The sequence below is a fragment of the Hydrocarboniphaga sp. genome, from assembly GCF_028291725.1.
In the GTDB taxonomy this organism is placed as follows: Bacteria; Pseudomonadota; Gammaproteobacteria; order Nevskiales; family Nevskiaceae; genus Hydrocarboniphaga.
On record NZ_JAQGNT010000095.1, the window covers coordinates 119,775 to 136,590 of the forward strand.

Below are 16,816 nucleotides of genomic sequence, written 5' to 3' on the forward strand. Positions count from 1 at the left end.
TCGGGACAGGCTCTCATTCGCCGCTGCGTGCCTTCCAGTCTTGCCAGTAGCGCTTCGCGTGTTCGATGTCCTTCCTTTGTGTGGCCTTGTCGCCACCGGCCAGCAGGACCACGAGCGCCTTGCCGTGCCCGGCGACATAAATCCGAAAGCCAGGACCGTGATCTTCGCGAAGCTCGCTCACACCTTCTCCAAGCGGCTTGACGTCGCCCCATAGTCCGTTCCGCAACCGGTTAAGCCGCTTCAGAATTCGCGCCCGGCTGGGGGCGTCCCGAAGACCTTCCAGCCACTCGGCAAACGGCACGCGCCCTTTGGGATCGCAGTATTCCTCAAGTTCAAGCATTGGCTTGCCTGCTGCTATCTTGGCGCTCCTCCGCACGGGCTCGATGACATTTCAATTCGTCCACTGGCCCGGTGTAGTCCTGCGCCCGATTTCCACTGCGCCGGTATCAGGATTGGGCCGCATCCACCACGGTGCGTGCTTTGCGGGATCGTGTTCGGCTATATGAAGAATTTCGGCTTCGTCGACTTCGACCACATACCAGCATCTCCCTGGCGCCACTTCAGTGATCACCAACTTTCCGTCAGTCTCCACGAATCGGATTCTTTCCCGATCAAGTGGCTCATCCGTTATGTTTTCGCCAAATGGTTCCAGCTTCCCATTCACTGGAATGGACCTGAGAACCCGGCCTTGCAATTCTTCGGACCGAATAACGGATCGGTTTTCGGTAACCGAGTTGCGATGTGTGGTGGGCCCGATGTCTTTCGCGCGCGCTGCCTTTCCCCGACCACGGCGTTTGCTCCTGTCAGATTTCTGGACCTCGCTCATCGTCACACGCTCTTTCCGGGCCGAAGCGATACTCGGCTACGCGGCCTGCCGGTCGACCGGCAGCACTGACAGGCGCAAGCCGAAAACCTTCAGAATTGCAGCCAGGGTGTCCAGGCGCGGATTCCCTGCGTCGGACAGCGTGCGATAAAGGGTTTCACGGCTCAGGCCTGCCTTGCTGGCCAGTGCCGACATGCCGCCCACCGATTCGGCAAGATCGCGCAAGCCCAGTGTCAGCACTCGCGCGTCACCGTCTTCCAGCAGGGCTTCCAGATACGCGGCGCGGTCCTCGTCGCTGCGCAGGTAGCTCGCCGCATGGTAGGGCCGGGACGGGCTTTCGCTTACAGCCGCGCGCTTGCCAGTGTGAGTTCGCATGTTCGATGTCCTTTCGGCCAACGGAACGAGCTGATCGGGGCTCGACCCTGTTCCGTTGACCATGTTCCGTTCGGTCACGGGCAGTGTAGCCGAAAGGCTACATGGAGGCCAATGCGGCGCGAATTTTTCTGGGCCTGCGCGGATCGTTCGACGCGCCGGAAAAAGAACGGGCGCCGTAGCGCCCGTTCTTTCCAGGGAATGAACCCCGCCCGGTTACGGCGATGCGTACGCCAGGCGATTCGGTGAGCCGGTGCCCGGGTTGGTGACGACGCTGCTTGTTGCCGCCGCGGTGATCGCCGCGGCCACCTGCGCCGGCGTCGCGCCAGGTGTGGTCGTCAGATAACGCGCCACCACGCCAGCCACCAGCGGGCTGGCCATCGAGGTGCCGCTGAGCGTCGCCGATCCGGTGTCGCTCTGGTAGCTCGCGGACACGATCTGGTCTCCCGGAGCAAACAGGTCCAGGCAGGTGCCGTAGTTTGAATACGAGGCGCGTGCATCGGTGCTGGTGGTTGCGCCGACCGTGATCGCTGCCGGCAGGCGAGCCGGTGATGAATTGCAGGCGTCGGCGTTGTCGTTGCCCGCGGCGACGACAACGGTCACGCCGCTGTTGATCAGCGAGCTTACGGCATCGTCGAGCGTGGTCGATGCGGCGCCACCCAGCGACATGTTGGCGACCGCGGGCAGCGTGCGATTGGCGACCACCCAATCGACGCCGGCGACGATCGTCGAGGTCGCGGTCGAGCCGCTGCAGCTGAATACGCGCACCGGGTGTATCAAGGATCGCTTGGCGATGCCGTAGGTGGTGCCGACCGCGGTGCCCGAGACGTGTGTGCCGTGGCCGTTGCAGTCGCTGGTGTTGTTCGGGTCCGGCACCGGGCAGTTGACGCCGAGCAAGCTGCACAGCAGGCCGCCGTTGGTGTTGGGCGCGAAGTTATGGCCGTTGCCGACGCGGCCGCTGAAGTCGGTATGCGTTGAGCGCAGGCCGGTGTCGATCACGTAGACGTTGACGCCGCTGCCGGCGTTCGACGGGTATGAATAAGTACCCGACAGTGGCAGTGGATGCTGGTCGGTGCGGTCGAGGTTGTAGCCGGCGCCGGTCTGGGTGTCGACCAGATCCATCATCTGGTCCTGCTCGATACGCTCGACCAGGCGGTTCGCCGCCAGCGACTGCGCGGCGATCTCCGGCAGCCTCACCGCGAAGCCCTTGAGTGCATGATCGTAGACCTGCAGCAGTTCGCCGCCGCCGACATTGCCGACCAGGGTTAGCGCCAGCTTGCGCACCGGTGCCGATGTCGCATCGGGTTTCAGCACAACGATGTACTGATCGGCGATCACGCGGTTGCCTTCGGGGATCACCAGTGCAGCGGCGTGTGCCTGCATGGAAACGGCCGCAACGACTCCCGCGGCCAGCGTTGCCAGCCAAGATTTTTTATTCACGTCACTCTCCTGTCAGTAGCCGGCGGCATAGCGCCGGGCCGCCCTCCGTTAAGCGGCGGGCTCACTGTAGAGAATTGCCGCGCCAGGCGCAGCACCGGTGGAACAGGGTGCATGGGCCGATGGGCCAAGCGCTTACTGGATTCTGCGAACCCGCACGCGCGCGCCAGCGCCGTCCAGTTTCATGAAGTAGCTGCCGATGAAGTTGCGCTCGATCGTAACCGCCGGATTATCGACGTCGAGCAGGATCTCGCGATCGTCGATGTTCAGCCAGACCTGGCCGTTGTCGAGGGCATAGCGGGCGCCCTTGCGGGCGAATTCGACGTGGCCGACGACGCGGGCCTTCAGTGCCTGCTCCGCGGGAGAATCAGTGGACTTGCGCTTGACGGTTTCGGCGCCGAAGTCGGCGCCGGGTGCCGCCGGAGGGGGCGCCGGCACTGCTGCCGGCGCGGCCGTCACCGCGGCGGGCGGCACAGCAAACAGCGCGTCGTAGCAACCCAGACGCGCCGCGTCGTCGGCGACGCCGCGGCACTGCTGCGGATCGGCCGCCGCCGCGCCCAACGGACCCGCGACGCCGATCCCCAGCAGCAGGGCCGCCGTGTGCGCTCTGCTGTACCGGCTCATGCGGGAAGAACGTGCGCCGCCTGCTGATCCGCGTGATAGCTCGAGCGCACCATCGGCCCGCTGGCCACATGCGAAAAACCCATTTTCTCGCCGAGCACGCGCAGACGCTCGAACTCGTCCGGATGCGCATAACGCATCACCGGATGATGGTGCCTGGACGGCGCCAAGTACTGGCCCAGGGTCAGCATGTCGACCTGGTGCGCGCGCAGGTCGAGCATCACTTGCTCGATCTCATCGATCTCCTCGCCCAGGCCGAGCATCAGGCCGGACTTGGTCGGCACGCTCGGGTGGTAGCCCTTGAAGCGCTCCAGCAGGTCCAGCGACCACTCGTAGTCCGAGCCCGGCCGCGCCTGCTTGTACAGGCGTGGCACGGTTTCGAGATTGTGGTTGAACACGTCGGGCGGCGTGTCCTTGAAGATCGTCAGCGCCGGGTCCATGCGGCCGCGGAAGTCCGGCACCAGCACCTCGATGGTCAGCTTCGGCGACAGCAGGCGCGATTCGCGGATGCAGGACGCGAAGTGCGCGGCGCCGCCATCCAGCAGATCATCGCGGTCGACGCTGGTGATGACCACGTACTTCAGGCCCAGTGCGGCAATCGTGCGCGCCAGGTTGCCGGGCTCATCGATATCCAGCGGCTTGGGCCGGCCGTGGCCGACATCGCAGAACGGGCAGCGCCGCGTGCAGATGTCGCCCATGATCATGAAGGTCGCGGTGCCCTTGCCGAAGCACTCGGACAGGTTCGGGCAGCTCGCCTCTTCGCAGACCGTATGCAGCTTCTGCTCGCGCAGGATGCCCTTGATGCGGTCGACTTCCTGCGACTGGCCCATGCGCACGCGGATCCAGTCCGGCTTGCGCAGCAGGCCTTCGGCGGGCGCCTCGACCTTGACCGGGATGCGCGCCATCTTTTCGGCGCCACGCAGCTTGACGCCGGCGACCACCGGAGCGGGACGGGCAGGGGCGGACAGGGGATCGGCAGGGGGAGACATGGACGCCTGGGGACGAAAAGCCAGCGCCTAGTTTACGCTGCTAGCGCGCTGACACCGTAGCCGGCGGCCTGGTAGGTTGGGGTGAGCGTTGCGAACCCCAACTTCGGCGCTCATTGGTGTTGGGGTTCGCTGTGCTCACCCCAACCTACGGGCTACGACGATTTCGGTCCCAGCAGCCACCACAGCAGCAGGCCCAGGAACGGCAGCAGCAGGATGATCACGATCCAGATCGCCTTCTTCAGCGGCTCGGCCGAACTCTGCGCGATCTTGATGATCGCGTAGATGTCCAGCACCAGGATCAGGATGCCGAAAATGCCGAGGTTGTTGCCGAAATTCATCGATGCGCTCGCGCGTCAGGCCGGGAGCGCAGATGTTAACGCGAGAAGCTCAGGCCGCGGCTGCGTATTCGACTCTGGCCGGCAGCAGCGCCGCCTCGATCGCGGCGTGCGTGCGTCGTGCGAGTTCGTTGCGGTCCAGGCTCGCGGGGTCGATCGCCGGCAGGTAGCGCACTTCGACATCCATCGACGGGTTCCGCAGCATCGCCAGGATGTGCCAGAACAGCACGTCGTCGCCGACGTAGGGCGCGATGTTGCGGCCGTCGGGCGCGCGGCCGTAGCGGATCAGCAGCGGCTGCACCGGCAGATGGGCGTCGATCGCCGCGGCGAACAGGCGCGGATGGAAAGGCAGCAGCGATTCGCCGGCGGTGGTCGTGCCCTCCGGGAAGATCGTGACGCTGCCGCCGCTACGCAGGAACGGCGTCAGCTTGTCCAGCAGCGGCCGCGTGCCGCCCTTGCCGCGGCTCAGAAAGAAACTGCCGGACGCGATCGCCAGGCCGCCGACGATCGGCCAGTTCCGCACTTCGGCCTTGGACACGAAGCGCGTCTGTTCGCAGGCCGCGATCAGCGAGATATCCATCCACGAAACATGGTTGGCGACGGTGACGTGGCCGCTGCTCACCGGCCTGCCATTGATGCGGATGCGCAGGCCGAAGATGCCGAACAGCTTCGAGTTCCACCACTGCGTCAGCGGCTCCGGACGGATCCGCTTGCCGAAGTCGAGCCGCACGATCGTCACCAGCAGCATGCCCAGCGACAGGTGGGCGATCAGCCAGAGGCCGCGGACGATGAAGCGCAGCGACGTCGTCAGCATTCTCGTCATGCGTTCAGGCGTGACCGATGATGTCGGTGCTCGGCTGGATGCCGAGGAAATGACGCGCGTAACGCGGGCAGATATCCGACACGTTCAGCAGCATGAATACGTCCGCGCAATTGAAGTCCTGATCCCAATAGGCTTCGCCGCAGACCTTGGCGCCGAGGCTGACGTAGGCCTTCAGCAGCGGCGGCAGCCTGACTTTCTGCGGCGGCTCGCCGTCGGACAGCGGCAGCAGGTGGTAGGGACGCACGCGCTGGTAGCCCGGTGCCATGTACTTGGCCTGCACCTGGCGCAGGATCGCATGTGCCTGGGCGCCGCCGTCCTCCAGGCCGATGCTGGCGCAGCCGAACAGGTAGTCGTAGCCGTGCTGCGTAAAGAAGGCCGCGAGGCCCTGCCACAGCGTGGCGATGACCGCGCCGCTGCGGTAGTCGGCGTGCACGCAGGTGCGGCCGACTTCCATCACCCGGCCCGGCAGCGAGTCGATCATGCTCAGCTCGAACTCGCCGGCCGAATAGAAGCCGCCGGCGCGGGCGGCCTGCTGGTCGGTCAGGATGCGGGTGCAGGCGACGAGCCGGCCGCCGGCTTCGCGGACGATCAGGTGTTTGCAGTAAGGATCGTAGGCGTCGCGATCGACGCCATCCTCGCCCCCGTCGATCTGGGCGCCGAGCTCGCCGGCGAAGATCTGGTAACGGAGCTTCTGGGTTTCCAGAATTTCCTCGGGGCTCGTCGCGAAGCCCGCGGTGAATCGCGTTTCGGGTCGCGTTTCGGGTCGGGCTTCGGGTTTGGCCTCGAAGTCTTTCGAGTTCATCAATGACATAGGGTCAGTCCTTTCGCATCGCTGCGAGACTCTATGGACAACACGTTGAGGCGATATGAATGCGCCGTGACAATTTATTTACAAACGTGTCGCTAACATAATACGGCGCGACTATAGCGCAGCCTCGAATCCGGACGCTTTCTGTATCGGTTTCTGTATCGGCTCGAAACTAGGCCGGCGGCAGCGTCCAGTCGGCGTGGGAATGGGCCGACGACCAGACCCGCTGGTGCGCTCTCGACAGCGAAATCGGGTCGGAGAGCAAGGTATTCCGGTCGCGTTCGCTGAGCTTTTCCGGGCCATCGGTGACCGCCTGCTCGATCAGCTGTTCGCGTGAACGCTGGGCTTCGCCGGACAGCCGCAGGCGCGGGATGCTGTCGGCCGCGAGCAGCGCATTCAGCACCGGATCGACCACCGCCTCGAGGAAGCCGGCTTTCAGGCGACGGCCGCGTCGCATCGCCAGGCGCATCCAGCGCAGCTCGCGTGGTGGCAGCGATTCTTCCGGTATCAGGAACATCCGCGCCGCGCGCAGCGCGCGGCCGGGCCGCACTCGCGATGACAGCACCGACAGCGGGATCGCCAGCATCAGCGAGCCCACCACCGGCAGCAGCCACAGCAGGAACTCGGGCTGCAGCCAGTAGACACCGCCAGCCCAGATCAGGCCCAGCAGCGAGCCGCCCCAATGCTGGCGGATCGCGTCGCTCCAGTGGGTTTCGGCGTCGTCGCGTGGTGGCGACTTCCAGCTGATCGCGACGCCGAGCAGGCCCAGCGTGACGAACTTGGCGTGGAACAGCATGCGGATCGGCGCCAGCGCGGCCGAGAACACCGACTCGAACACCACGCTGAAGAACAGCCGGATCGGCCCGCCGAAGCCGCGCCACATTTTCGGCTTGGCGATGATCAGGATCGCCGACAGCAGCTTGGGCAGCCACAGCAGGGTCGCGGTTGCGCCGAACAGGCGCGTCGCCCATTCCGGATGCCATTCCGGCCAGTTCGGGAACAGCTGGTAGGACTGCGTGAAGTACACCGGCTCGCTGAGCACGTTGACGGCCAACAAGGCCGTGGACAGCACCAGAAACAGGAACCACAGCGGCGCCGACAGGTAGGCCATCACGCCGGTCATGAACACCGCGCGATGCGCCGGGTGCAGGCCCTGCGACAGGAACAGCCTGAAGTTCATCAGGTTGCCCTGGCACCAGCGGCGGTCGCGCTTGAGCTCGTCGAGCAGGGTCGGCGGCATTTCCTCCCAGGAGCCGGGCAGGTCGTAGGCGATCCACACGCTCCAGCCGGCGCGGCGCATCAGCGCCGCCTCGACGAAGTCGTGGCTCAGGATCTCGCCCGACAGCGAGCCGCTGCCGGGCAGCTTGCTCAGCGCGCAATGGCGCATGAACGGCGCCACGCGCAGGATCGCGTTGTGGCCCCAGTAATGGCTCTCGCCGAGCTGCCAGAAGTGCAGGCCGGCAGTGAACAGCGGGCCGTAGACGCGCGTCGAGAACTGCTGGATGCGCGCGTACATCGTCTCGCGGCCGGCGGCCCAGGGCGCGGTCTGGATGATGCCGGCGCTGGGGTTGGCTTCCATCAGCTGGGTCAGCCGCACCAGGCAGTCGCCGGACATCACGCTGTCGGCGTCGAGCACCACCATGTAGTTGAAGCCGCTGCCCCAGCGGCGACACCAGTCGGCGACGTTGCCCGACTTGCGGCGGATGCGATGCGTGCGCCGGCGGTAGTGGATATGGTCGAAGCCGTTGACCTCGCGGCACATCGTCAGCCAGGCCTGCAGCTCGGCGACGCGGGTGTCCGAATCGATGGTGTCGGACAGCACGAAGAACTCGAAATGCCGCAGCTTGCCGGTGCGCGCGATGCTGTCGTAGGTCGCGCGCACCCCGGCGAACACGCGCGCCACGTCCTCGTTGAAGATCGGCACCAGGATCGCGGTGCGGGTGCCTTCTGCGATCGGCACGTCGGTCGGCGTCGAGCCGTTGATCGAGTATTTGTCGCGGCCCCAGAGCAGCACCCAGAAGCCCATCAGCGCGGTCCAGAAACCCGAACCGACCCAGGCGAACAGGATCGCGTACAGCACCAGGATGCACATCTCCAGCCAGTGGCTGCCGTGATAGGGCAGTACCGCAGTCATCAGGTACACCGCGATATAGGTCTGGCCGAGTACGAAGCCGAGCAGCACCAGCCGGCGCACCAGGCCGGCCCAGCGCCAGCGCCCGATCGGGTCCGGCGAATCCGGCTTGACGTCGTCCTCCAGGCGCGAGGCCAGGCGGCCGCGGCGGCCGAAGCTGGCGCGCCACAGCCGCTGGAACGGATTGGTCGCCCAGGGCCGCGGCTTCATGAAGGCGCGCTGGATCGGCGGCATCGTATGCAGGCGCGTGCGGCCGTGATTGTCGGTCTGGATGACGCGCTGCAACTGCTCGTTCAGGCGCCGGCTGTCTTCGGGCCAGATCTGGTGCAGCCGCTCCGGCATCGACTGCCAGGCCGGCGACGGCGCGCTGGCCGGCAGCGGCCCGCCGGAGAGTTCGGTATGCAGCTGCGTCCAGGGGTCGGCAGCGGCCAGCGCGTCGCGCAGCAATTTCTCGCGCCGCTCGGAGGACAGACGCAGGCGCTCGAGATAAGCCTTGATCCGGCCGCCGCTGGCAGCCGTGGGGACGTGGTGGTCGTTCACGTGGCTATTGTGCCGCAATGCAGCAGATGGATTGCGGTTTTCTCTTTCCTCTCAGGCGGATGAGAAGAAGGAGAAAGCTCACGGCGGCAGGATGTAGCTCCAGGTTTCCGAGATCGCTTCCTGATCGCGGCGCAGGAAAGCGCGCATTTCCACCGGTTTTTCCGGATCGATCCGGCGGAAGCGGAACGACAGCCGCCAGCCGCCGCTGACTTCGTTCGGGAATACCTGGCGCTCGAGCAGCTCGCCGTTGTCCGACAGCCACAGGCCCGGGAATACCTTGGCGTCCTTGTCCAGGCCCTTGAGTGCCGGGCCGGCGAAGTCGACCATCATCTGGATCGTGTTGTCCTGCTCCTTGATCCAGCCATGGCCGCGGCGCGACTGCGTCACGTAACTGGTCGGCGGCAAGGTCTGCTCTTGTTTCTGCCAGGCGATGGTGTAGGCAAAATCCAGCGCCTTGCCCGGCTCGACGGCCTTGTCGCTGACCCAGTAGGCGACGATGTTGTCGTTGGTTTCGTCCGGCGACGGGATCTGCACCAGCTCGACACGGCCGGCGCCCCAGTCGCCCTTGGGTGTGACCCAGGCGCTGGGCCGGATGTCGTAGCGCGCTTCCAGATCCTCGTAGCTCGAGAACGCCGGGTCGCGCTGCATCAGGCCGAAGCCCTTGGGACTGGTGGTCGAGAAGCTGGTGACCAGCAGGCGGCGCGGGTTCGACAGCGGCCGCCAGATCCATTCGTCCGCGCCGGTGTGCACCTGCAGGCCGTCGGAGTCATGCACTTCGGGGCGATAGTCTTCAACCTGCGAGCGCTGGTTCTCGCCGAAGAAGAACATGCTGGTCAGCGGCGCGATGCCGATCTTGTCGATCTTCTCGCGCGGGAAGATCCGCGCATCGACGCTCATCAGCGTGCTGGTGCCGGGCTTGAGCTCGAAGCGGTAGGCGCCGGTGACGCGGCGTGAATCCAGTAGCGCGTAGATCACCAGGTGATCGTCCTTGGCCGAAGGCCAGGCCAGCCAGAACTCGGTGAAGTAGGGGAACTCCTCGCCCGACAGCTGGGCGGTGTCCACGCCCAGGCCGCGCGCCGACATGCCGTAGCGCTGGTCCTTGCCCAGCCCGCGGAAGTAGCTCGCGTCCTTGAACGCGACGACCTCGTCCTTGTAACTGGGGCTGTTGACGTTGGCGTGCACGCGGAAGCCGGCGAAGCCGACGTCCTTGAACTTGGTCGGATCGAGCTGCTTGTTGTTGCCGTAGTCGAAATCGGCCGGGTTGAATGGCACCGGCTGCGAGCCGCTGGCACCGACCACGTTGATCTTGACCGGGACCGTGTAGCGCCCGCCCGGATGGAAGAACTGCACCTCGAACGGCAGCTTGCGGTTACGCCACAGCGCTTTCTCGGGCTTGAAGCGGATGTCGCGAACCTGGTCGTAGCCCAGGTCGGACAGCTCCTTGGGCAGCGCATTGTCCGGCTTCTGATAAGGCTGGGCGGCAAGGTCCTGGGCGCGTTTGGCCACGTCCTCGAAGCCGAAGCCGAAAGCGGGCAGGGCGCTCAGTGCGAGCACGCATGCGAGTACGCGGCCTACAGCAGCAGGCGTCCGTGGCGACATAGATGACGGTCCGAGGAAACGAGGATGACGAATAGTCTAAGGGATCATCCTGAACCTGAAACACAGAATCGTTCAGCCTTCCGGCGCCGGCCCGCGAACGTTGTCGCGTATCTTGCCCAGTGTCACCAGGCAGGCGGCGATCTCGGCCGCCGACAGCCTGGCGAAAGCCTCTTCCTTGACCTGATGCACGACGGGCAGGATCTGCCTGATCAGTTCCAGTGCGCTCGGCGTCAGGAACACCTGGCGTACGCGACGATCGCCGGGCGCGCTGCGCCGCTCGATCCAGTTTTTGTCGGCGAGCCGGTCCAGCAGCCGCACCAGGCTCGGCGCCTCGATCTCGAGCGTGCGGGCCAGCTCGGTCTGGGTCAGCGGGCCGTCGGCCTGGTGCAATGCCAGCAGTGGCCGCCACTGCGCCTGGGACAGGCCCATCGGCTCGAGCCGGCGATCGACATTGGCACGCAGGCTGCGCGTGACCTCGCGCATCAGGCTTGCGAGTTGTTCCGCGGGTGTTGCGGCGGGCGCAGCCGTGGTCGAACATGGATCGGTCATGGTAAAAACATTAGCACGCTAGTAATTGCATTGCTAACTTAATATTATCTGCGGCTCAGCGCCGGCTACCGGCGTTCAAGGACGATCCATGCCGAAACCTGCGTTTTTTCCCTCCGGTTCCGTTCCGGTTTGTGTATCGATTGTCGCCCTGTTGCTGTTCGCCGCCTGTTCCAAAGCGCCGCCGCCGGCCGCGCCACCGCCGGTCGAAGTCACGCTGGCGACGATCACCCCTCGTGCCGCTACGGTCACCATCGACTACGTCGGCGAGCTCGAGGCGATCAACACTGCCGAGATTCGTCCGAGAGTCGGCGGGCTGCTCGAGCAGCAGGCCGCGCTCGAGGGCGAGCGCGTCAAGAAAGGGCAGATCCTGTTCCGGATCGACTCGCAGCCCTATGTCGCGGCGCTCGCCAATGCAAAAGCGGCGCTGGCACAGGCGCAGGCTTCGCTCGACCAGGCCGAGCGCGATCTGTCGCGCGTGCAGCCGCTGTCGCAGATCAACGCCGTGAGCCAGCAGGAGTTGGACGCGGCGGTCGCGCGCAATAGCGCGGGCAAGGCCTCGGTCGAAGCGGCGCGCGCCGGTGTGCAGACCGCGCAGCTCAATCTGGATTACACGACGGTGACCTCGCCGATCGACGGCATCGTCGGCCGCGCGCTGTTCCGCACCGGCGGCCTGGTCACGGCGTACAGCTCTTTGCTGACCACGGTCTATGCAACCGACTCGATGTACGTGAATTTCAGCATTAGCGAGCAGCGCATGCTCGAGCTGCAGCGTCAATGGGGCGGCCGCCTGCCGGACGGCGGGGTCAAGTCCGGCTTCAAGATCCTGCTGGCCGACGGCTCCGAATATCCCGAGCCCGCCAAGCTCAACCTGATCGACGCCGCCGTCGACAAGACCACCGGCACCTTGCCGGTGCGCCTGGAGGTGCCGAACCCGAACAGCACCTTGCGCGCCGGCCAGTTCGCGCGCGTTGTCGTCGCCGCGCAGAACCTGCCGGACGCGATCCTGGTGCCGCAGAAAGCAGTGCAGGAACTGCAGGGCAAGACCTACGTCTGGCTGGTCGACGGCGAAGGCAAGGCCGCCTCGCACGATGTGCGCATGGGACCACGTATCGGCAACGACTGGTTGGTGCAGGACGGGCTCAAGGCCGGCGACAAAATCGTCGTCGACGGCTTCGGCAAGGTGAGGCCAGGCGCGATCGTCGCCGACGCGCCGCCGGCAGCGAAGAGTTAAGGCCGTGGTCAACTTTTTCATCGATCGGCCGATCTTCGCGACGGTTCTGTCCATCGTCATCACGCTGGCCGGCATGATCGCGCTGACCCAGCTGCCGATCGCGCGTTTTCCGCCGATCACGCCACCCTCGGTGGTGGTCTCCGCCAGCTTCCCGGGTGCCGACGCGAGTACCGTCGAAGCGTCCGTCGCCGCGCCGATCGAGCAGCAGATCAACGGCGTCAAGGACATGCTGTACATGGACAGCAAGAGCGCCAACGACGGCAGCTATTCGCTGAACATCACCTTCGACATCGGCACCGATCAGGACCTGGCCGCAGTCGACGTGCAGAACCGCCTTTCGATCGCGCAGCGCCAGCTGCCGACCGACGTTACCCGCAGCGGCGTCACCGTATTCAAGCGCCAGCCGCAGGTGCTGATGATCACCGCGCTGAAGGCGAGCGATCCTCGCTACGACTATCTGTTCCTGTCCAACTACGCGACCTTGAACGTCTACGACGCGCTGGCGCGTGTTCCCGGCGTCGGCCAGGTCGTCGTGCTCGGCGCCCGCGACTACGGCATGCGCATCTGGCTGGATCCCGATCGCATGGCGCGGCTGGGCGTCACCACGCAGGACATCAGCGCCGCGCTGACCGAGCAGAACGTGGTGGCCCCGGCCGGTAGCATCGGCGCCGAGCCGGTGCCACCAGGCCAGCAGAAGCAGTACTCGGTGCGCGTGCAGGGCCGGCTGTCCAATCCCTCGGAGTACGAAAACATCGTGCTGCGGGCTCGCAACGACGGCTCGGTGGTGCACCTTAAAGATGTCGCCCGCATCGAACTCGGCGCCACCGACTATGGGCGCTCTTCGCTGCTCAACGGCGAGCCGGTGGCGATGATCGCGGTCTACCAGTTGCCGGACGCGAATGCGCTGGACGTCGCCAAACGCGTGCGCGCCGCAATGGCGGATCTGTCGAAGACGTTCCCGCAGGGCATCGACTACGTAGTGCCTTTCGACACCACGCTGTTCGTCACCGAGTCGGTGAAGGAGGTGCAGCACACCTTCGTCGAGGCGGTGCTGCTGGTGCTGCTGGTGGTCTTCGTGTTTCTCGGCAGCTGGCGCGCGACGCTGATTCCGATGCTGGCGATCCCGGTGTCCCTGGTCGGCACCTTTTCGATCTTCGTCGCACTCGGATTCTCGATCAACACGCTGACCCTGTTCGCGCTGGTGCTGGCGATCGGCCTGGTCGTCGACGACGCGATCGTGGTCGTCGAAGCTGTGACCGAAAAAATGATCGAACACCAGTTGTCGCCGCGCGAGGCGACACGCGCGGCGATGGCCGACGTCACCGGCCCGGTGATCGCGATCGCGCTGGTGCTGTCGGCGGTGTTCATTCCGGTTGCCTTCCTGCCCGGCCTGACCGGGCAGTTCTACCGCCAGTTCGCACTGACCTTGTCGGTATCGGTGCTGCTGTCGGCGCTGGTGGCGCTGACGTTCACGCCGGCGCTGTGCGCGCTGCTGCTGAAGCCGCCGTCCGAATCCGAAGCCGAGGGCCGGCTCGGCCGGTTCTTTGGCGGATTCAATCGTGGATTCACGCGGCTGACGCGCGGCTACACCCGCACGGTGCGTAGCGCGATCCGCCGCTCGGTGATCGCGCTCGCCGTGTTCGGCGCGCTGACCGTCGCCGCGCTATGGCTGCTGACTGCGCGTCCCGCCGGTTTTCTGCCGGACGAGGACCAGGGTTATCTGATCATGGCGGTCAATCTGCCGCCGGCCGCCACCCAGCAGCGCACGCTCGCCGTCGTCGAGCAGGCGCGCAAGATCGTCGCCGCGCAAAGCGAGACACTGGACATGGTGTCGCTGGTCAGCTTCAACCTGCTGACCGGCGTCAACTCGCCGAACAACGCGACGATTTTCATCACGCTCAAACCCTGGCACGATCGGGCCGGCGCCGAGCATTCTTCGCTGTCGCTGGTCAGGCGCCTGAGCGGCGCGCTGTCGCAAATCCAGGACGCGAACTTCATCGTGCTGAATCCGCCGTCGATCCCGGGCATCGGCACCGCCGGCGGTTTCGAGTTCGTGCTCGAAGATCGCTCCGGCGGCGACATCCGCAACTTCAACATCGTATTGCAGGAGTTTCTCGGCCGCGCCGCGAAGCGCCCGGAGCTGACGCGGGTGTTTTCACAGTACAACTCGAATTCGCCGCAGATCGAGTACGTGATCGACCGTGAGCGCGCCAAGACGCTCGGCATTCCGCTGTCGGATATCTTCGGCTCGCTGCAGACTTTTCTCGGCGGCAGCTACGTCAACGACTTCAACCTGTTCGGCCGCACATTCCGCGTTACCGCCCAGGCCGAAGGTGCGTTCCGCGCATCGCCCGAAGCGGTGAATCATCTGTATGTGCGCACGCAGGGCGGCGAGATGGTGCCCTTGTCGACCCTGGTCTCGATCAAGACCAACAGCACGTCGGAATACATCGAGCGCTACAACGTGTTCCGCGCCGCGACCGTCAACGGCTCGGCTGCGCCCGGCTACAGCTCGGGTGAGGCGGTGAAGGTGATGGAAGAACTCGCGCAGGGACTGCCGGCCGGCTATACCTTCGACTGGACCGGCGTGACCTACCAGGAGAAAAAATCCGGCGGGCAGGCGCCGTACATTTTCGGCATGGCGCTGCTGTTTGTATTCCTGGTGCTGGCCGCGCAATACGAGAGCTGGGCGGTGCCGTTTGCGGTGCTGCTCGGCATTCCGTTCGCGGTGTTCGGCGCCTACCTGGGCCTGACGGCGCGCGGCATGGCCAATGACATCTATGCGCAGATCGGCCTGGTCATGCTGATCGGCCTGGCCGCGAAGAACGCGATCCTGATCGTTGAATTCGCCAAACTCGCGCATGAGCGCGGCATGCCGCTGATCGATGCCGCGCTGGAAGGCTCGCGTCTGCGTCTGCGGCCGATCCTGATGACCTCGCTGGCTTTCATCCTCGGCACCTTGCCGCTGGTGATCGCCACCGGTGCCGGCGCCGGCGCGCGCCAGGTGCTGGGCACCGCGGTGGTGTTCGGCATGCTCGCGGCGACGCTGATCGGGATCTTCATCATCCCGGTGTTCTACGTGCTGATCCAGGGCTTGAGCGAGCGCATCAGCCCGCCCGGGCACAAGCCGCTGCCGGAGCCGCAGTCATGAAGCGCCACGCCTGTGTGCTGATCGTCCCCGCGCTGCTCTCGGCCTGCGCGATGGGGCCGGACTATCAGCGGCCGACGCTCGATGTGCCGCCACAGTTCCGGCTCGACACGGCAGCCGCGTCGCCGCAGTCCTTCGGCGATCTGCAGTGGTGGGACGTGTACCGCGATCCGGTGCTGGCGACGCTGATAGCCAGCGCCGTGAAGAACAACCTCGATGTGCGCGTCGCGGCTGCGCGCGTCGATCAGGCGCGCGCCAGTCTCGGCGCGACCGGCTACCAGTTGCTACCGCAGATCAGCGCCGGCGGCACCATCGGCAAGCAGCGCCTCTCGGCTTACGAATCGAGCACCAGCGACCGCACGTCCAACAACGCCGCGGTCTCGGGCAGCCTGTCCTGGGAGCTGGATTTCTGGGGCCGCATCCGCCGCACGCGCGAAGCGGCGCGCGCGCAGCTGCTGTCGTCAGAAGCGGCTCGCGAAACCGTGCTCGCGTCGCTGGTCGCGTCCGTCGCGACGCAATATTTCACGCTGCTGGCGCTGGACGAGCAGCTCGAAATCACCCGCGCGACACTGGAATCGCGCAAGGCCTTCCTGGATCTGACGCAGGCGCAGTTTGATCGCGGTACCGTCAGCGGTCTCGACGTGAACACCGCGCAGGCGCAACTCGCCACCGCGCAGGCGAACGCGCCGCTGCTGGAGCGGCAGATCGCGCAGAGCGAGAACCAGCTGAGCCTGCTGCTCGGCGGCAATCCGGGGGCGATCGCGCGCTCGCCGCGCAATGCGGGCAATTTTGGCCTGGCGCCAATGTCGCCCGATCTGCCGGCTGGCCTGCCGTCGAGCTTGCTGGAACGTCGGCCGGATATTCGTGAAGCCGAGCAGGCCCTGGTCGCGGCCAATGCGCAGATTGGTATCGCCAAGGCCGCATTGTTTCCGACGATTTCGATCACCGGTGATTACGGCAGCCTGTCGCCGAAGATGTCGAACCTGTTCACCGGCGCAGCCGAGAACTGGGCTGTGGGCGTGAACCTGCTGCAGCCGCTGCTCGATGCCGACCGCAACCGCTATCAGGTCGACTATGCGGACGCCGGCCGCCGCGTCGCGCTGCTGAATTACGAGAAGGCCGTGCGCACCGCGTTCCGCGAAGTCGCCGACGCGCTGGTCACGCGGCAGAAGTCGGCCGAATACCAGACGGCGCAATCGGCGCTGGTCACCGCACAGAACAGTGCGCACGAGATCGCGCTGGCGCGCTACAAAGTCGGCTACTCCTCGTACTTCGACGTGATCAATGCCGACCGCGACTTGTTCAGCGCCAAGCTCGCGCTGTCGCAGGCGCGGCTGGACACACTGAATGCGAGCGTGCAGCTGTATCAGGCGCTGGGTGGCGGCTGGCAGCTGCAGCGGTAGCTTGCGT

General features: G+C 65.7%; 15 protein-coding genes. 3 read left to right on the plus strand and 12 right to left on the minus strand.

The annotated features are described in order from the left end of the window. Window positions 1-13: 13 nt before the first annotated feature. The 12 genes from JWQ90_RS24895 to JWQ90_RS24950 form a co-directional block, all read right to left on the minus strand. Window positions 14-340 carry a type II toxin-antitoxin system RelE/ParE family toxin gene (locus tag JWQ90_RS24895; RefSeq protein WP_299697765.1) on the minus strand — a complete coding sequence of 109 codons (327 nt, stop codon included), beginning with the start codon at window positions 338-340 and terminating at the stop codon, window positions 14-16. 51 nt (window positions 341-391) lie between these two features. Beyond that, window positions 392-826, minus strand: coding sequence for a hypothetical protein (locus tag JWQ90_RS24900; RefSeq protein WP_299697766.1), 435 nt, complete (start codon window positions 824-826; stop codon window positions 392-394). A gap of 36 nt (window positions 827-862) precedes the next feature. Beyond that, the gene (locus JWQ90_RS24905) at window positions 863-1,198 is read right to left on the minus strand and encodes an addiction module antidote protein (protein WP_299697767.1); all 336 of its coding nucleotides are present in this window, start codon (window positions 1,196-1,198) and stop codon (window positions 863-865) included. A 213-nt stretch (window positions 1,199-1,411) separates the two neighbouring features. Beyond that, window positions 1,412-2,635: a S8 family peptidase gene (locus JWQ90_RS24910; protein ID WP_299697768.1), complete on the minus strand. Its 1,224-nt coding sequence runs from the start codon at window positions 2,633-2,635 to the stop codon at window positions 1,412-1,414. Between the two features lie 132 nt (window positions 2,636-2,767). After that, entirely contained in the window at window positions 2,768-3,256 is a 489-nt protein-coding gene (locus tag JWQ90_RS24915) for a hypothetical protein (protein WP_299697769.1), read from the minus strand. Continuing rightward, window positions 3,253-4,242 carry a lipoyl synthase gene (gene lipA / locus JWQ90_RS24920; RefSeq protein ID WP_299697770.1) on the minus strand — a complete coding sequence of 330 codons (990 nt, stop codon included), beginning with the start codon at window positions 4,240-4,242 and terminating at the stop codon, window positions 3,253-3,255. Before lipA ends, JWQ90_RS24915 begins: the two co-directional genes overlap by 4 nt. A 152-nt stretch (window positions 4,243-4,394) precedes the next feature. Beyond that, window positions 4,395-4,580 carry a PLDc N-terminal domain-containing protein gene (locus JWQ90_RS24925; RefSeq protein ID WP_299697771.1) on the minus strand — a complete coding sequence of 62 codons (186 nt, stop codon included), beginning with the start codon at window positions 4,578-4,580 and terminating at the stop codon, window positions 4,395-4,397. Between the two features lie 49 nt (window positions 4,581-4,629). Beyond that, window positions 4,630-5,400 carry a lysophospholipid acyltransferase family protein gene (locus tag JWQ90_RS24930; RefSeq protein WP_299697772.1) on the minus strand — a complete coding sequence of 257 codons (771 nt, stop codon included), beginning with the start codon at window positions 5,398-5,400 and terminating at the stop codon, window positions 4,630-4,632. A gap of 4 nt (window positions 5,401-5,404) precedes the next feature. Continuing rightward, window positions 5,405-6,211: a GNAT family N-acyltransferase gene (locus tag JWQ90_RS24935; RefSeq protein ID WP_299697773.1), complete on the minus strand. Its 807-nt coding sequence runs from the start codon at window positions 6,209-6,211 to the stop codon at window positions 5,405-5,407. Between the two features lie 169 nt (window positions 6,212-6,380). Further along, window positions 6,381-8,879 (minus strand): glucans biosynthesis glucosyltransferase MdoH, encoded by a 2,499-nt coding sequence (gene mdoH, locus JWQ90_RS24940; RefSeq protein WP_299697774.1) that lies wholly within the window; start codon window positions 8,877-8,879, stop codon window positions 6,381-6,383. Between the two features lie 78 nt (window positions 8,880-8,957). Next, window positions 8,958-10,478 carry a glucan biosynthesis protein G gene (locus JWQ90_RS24945; protein ID WP_299697775.1) on the minus strand — a complete coding sequence of 507 codons (1,521 nt, stop codon included), beginning with the start codon at window positions 10,476-10,478 and terminating at the stop codon, window positions 8,958-8,960. Between the two features lie 72 nt (window positions 10,479-10,550). Further along, the gene (locus tag JWQ90_RS24950; protein WP_299697776.1) at window positions 10,551-11,027 is read right to left on the minus strand and encodes a MarR family transcriptional regulator; all 477 of its coding nucleotides are present in this window, start codon (window positions 11,025-11,027) and stop codon (window positions 10,551-10,553) included. Window positions 11,028-11,115: 88 nt separating this feature from the next. On the opposite strand from JWQ90_RS24950, the gene JWQ90_RS24955 reads away from it, so the two are divergent. Genes JWQ90_RS24955 through JWQ90_RS24965 form a run of 3 tightly spaced genes read left to right on the plus strand, consistent with a single transcriptional unit; the run spans window position 11,116 to window position 16,809 of the window. Next, window positions 11,116-12,258 carry an efflux RND transporter periplasmic adaptor subunit gene (locus JWQ90_RS24955; RefSeq protein ID WP_299697777.1) on the plus strand — a complete coding sequence of 381 codons (1,143 nt, stop codon included), beginning with the start codon at window positions 11,116-11,118 and terminating at the stop codon, window positions 12,256-12,258. 4 nt (window positions 12,259-12,262) lie between these two features. Beyond that, the gene (locus tag JWQ90_RS24960; protein WP_299697778.1) at window positions 12,263-15,409 is read left to right on the plus strand and encodes a multidrug efflux RND transporter permease subunit; all 3,147 of its coding nucleotides are present in this window, start codon (window positions 12,263-12,265) and stop codon (window positions 15,407-15,409) included. Beyond that, window positions 15,406-16,809: an efflux transporter outer membrane subunit gene (locus JWQ90_RS24965; protein ID WP_299697779.1), complete on the plus strand. Its 1,404-nt coding sequence runs from the start codon at window positions 15,406-15,408 to the stop codon at window positions 16,807-16,809. The genes JWQ90_RS24960 and JWQ90_RS24965 overlap by 4 nt, the downstream gene beginning before the upstream one ends. The last annotated feature ends 7 nt before the right edge of the window (window positions 16,810-16,816 follow it).

Bases quoted from the DNA above. Each gene is read 5' to 3' on its own strand.
- lipA (WP_299697770.1), bottom strand. From the start codon at position 4,242: ATGTCTCCCCCTGCCGATCCCCTGTCCGCCCCTGCCCGTCCCGCTCCG.
- JWQ90_RS24955 (WP_299697777.1), top strand. From the start codon at position 11,116: ATGCCGAAACCTGCGTTTTTTCCCTCCGGTTCCGTTCCGGTTTGTGTA.
- JWQ90_RS24915 (WP_299697769.1), bottom strand. From the start codon at position 3,256: ATGAGCCGGTACAGCAGAGCGCACACGGCGGCCCTGCTGCTGGGGATC.
- JWQ90_RS24965 (WP_299697779.1), top strand. From the start codon at position 15,406: ATGAAGCGCCACGCCTGTGTGCTGATCGTCCCCGCGCTGCTCTCGGCC.
- JWQ90_RS24945 (WP_299697775.1), bottom strand. From the start codon at position 10,478: ATGTCGCCACGGACGCCTGCTGCTGTAGGCCGCGTACTCGCATGCGTG.
- JWQ90_RS24935 (WP_299697773.1), bottom strand. From the start codon at position 6,211: ATGTCATTGATGAACTCGAAAGACTTCGAGGCCAAACCCGAAGCCCGA.
- JWQ90_RS24930 (WP_299697772.1), bottom strand. From the start codon at position 5,400: ATGACGAGAATGCTGACGACGTCGCTGCGCTTCATCGTCCGCGGCCTC.
- JWQ90_RS24950 (WP_299697776.1), bottom strand. From the start codon at position 11,027: ATGACCGATCCATGTTCGACCACGGCTGCGCCCGCCGCAACACCCGCG.
- JWQ90_RS24905 (WP_299697767.1), bottom strand. From the start codon at position 1,198: ATGCGAACTCACACTGGCAAGCGCGCGGCTGTAAGCGAAAGCCCGTCC.
- JWQ90_RS24900 (WP_299697766.1), bottom strand. From the start codon at position 826: ATGAGCGAGGTCCAGAAATCTGACAGGAGCAAACGCCGTGGTCGGGGA.
- JWQ90_RS24925 (WP_299697771.1), bottom strand. From the start codon at position 4,580: ATGAATTTCGGCAACAACCTCGGCATTTTCGGCATCCTGATCCTGGTG.
- JWQ90_RS24895 (WP_299697765.1), bottom strand. From the start codon at position 340: ATGCTTGAACTTGAGGAATACTGCGATCCCAAAGGGCGCGTGCCGTTT.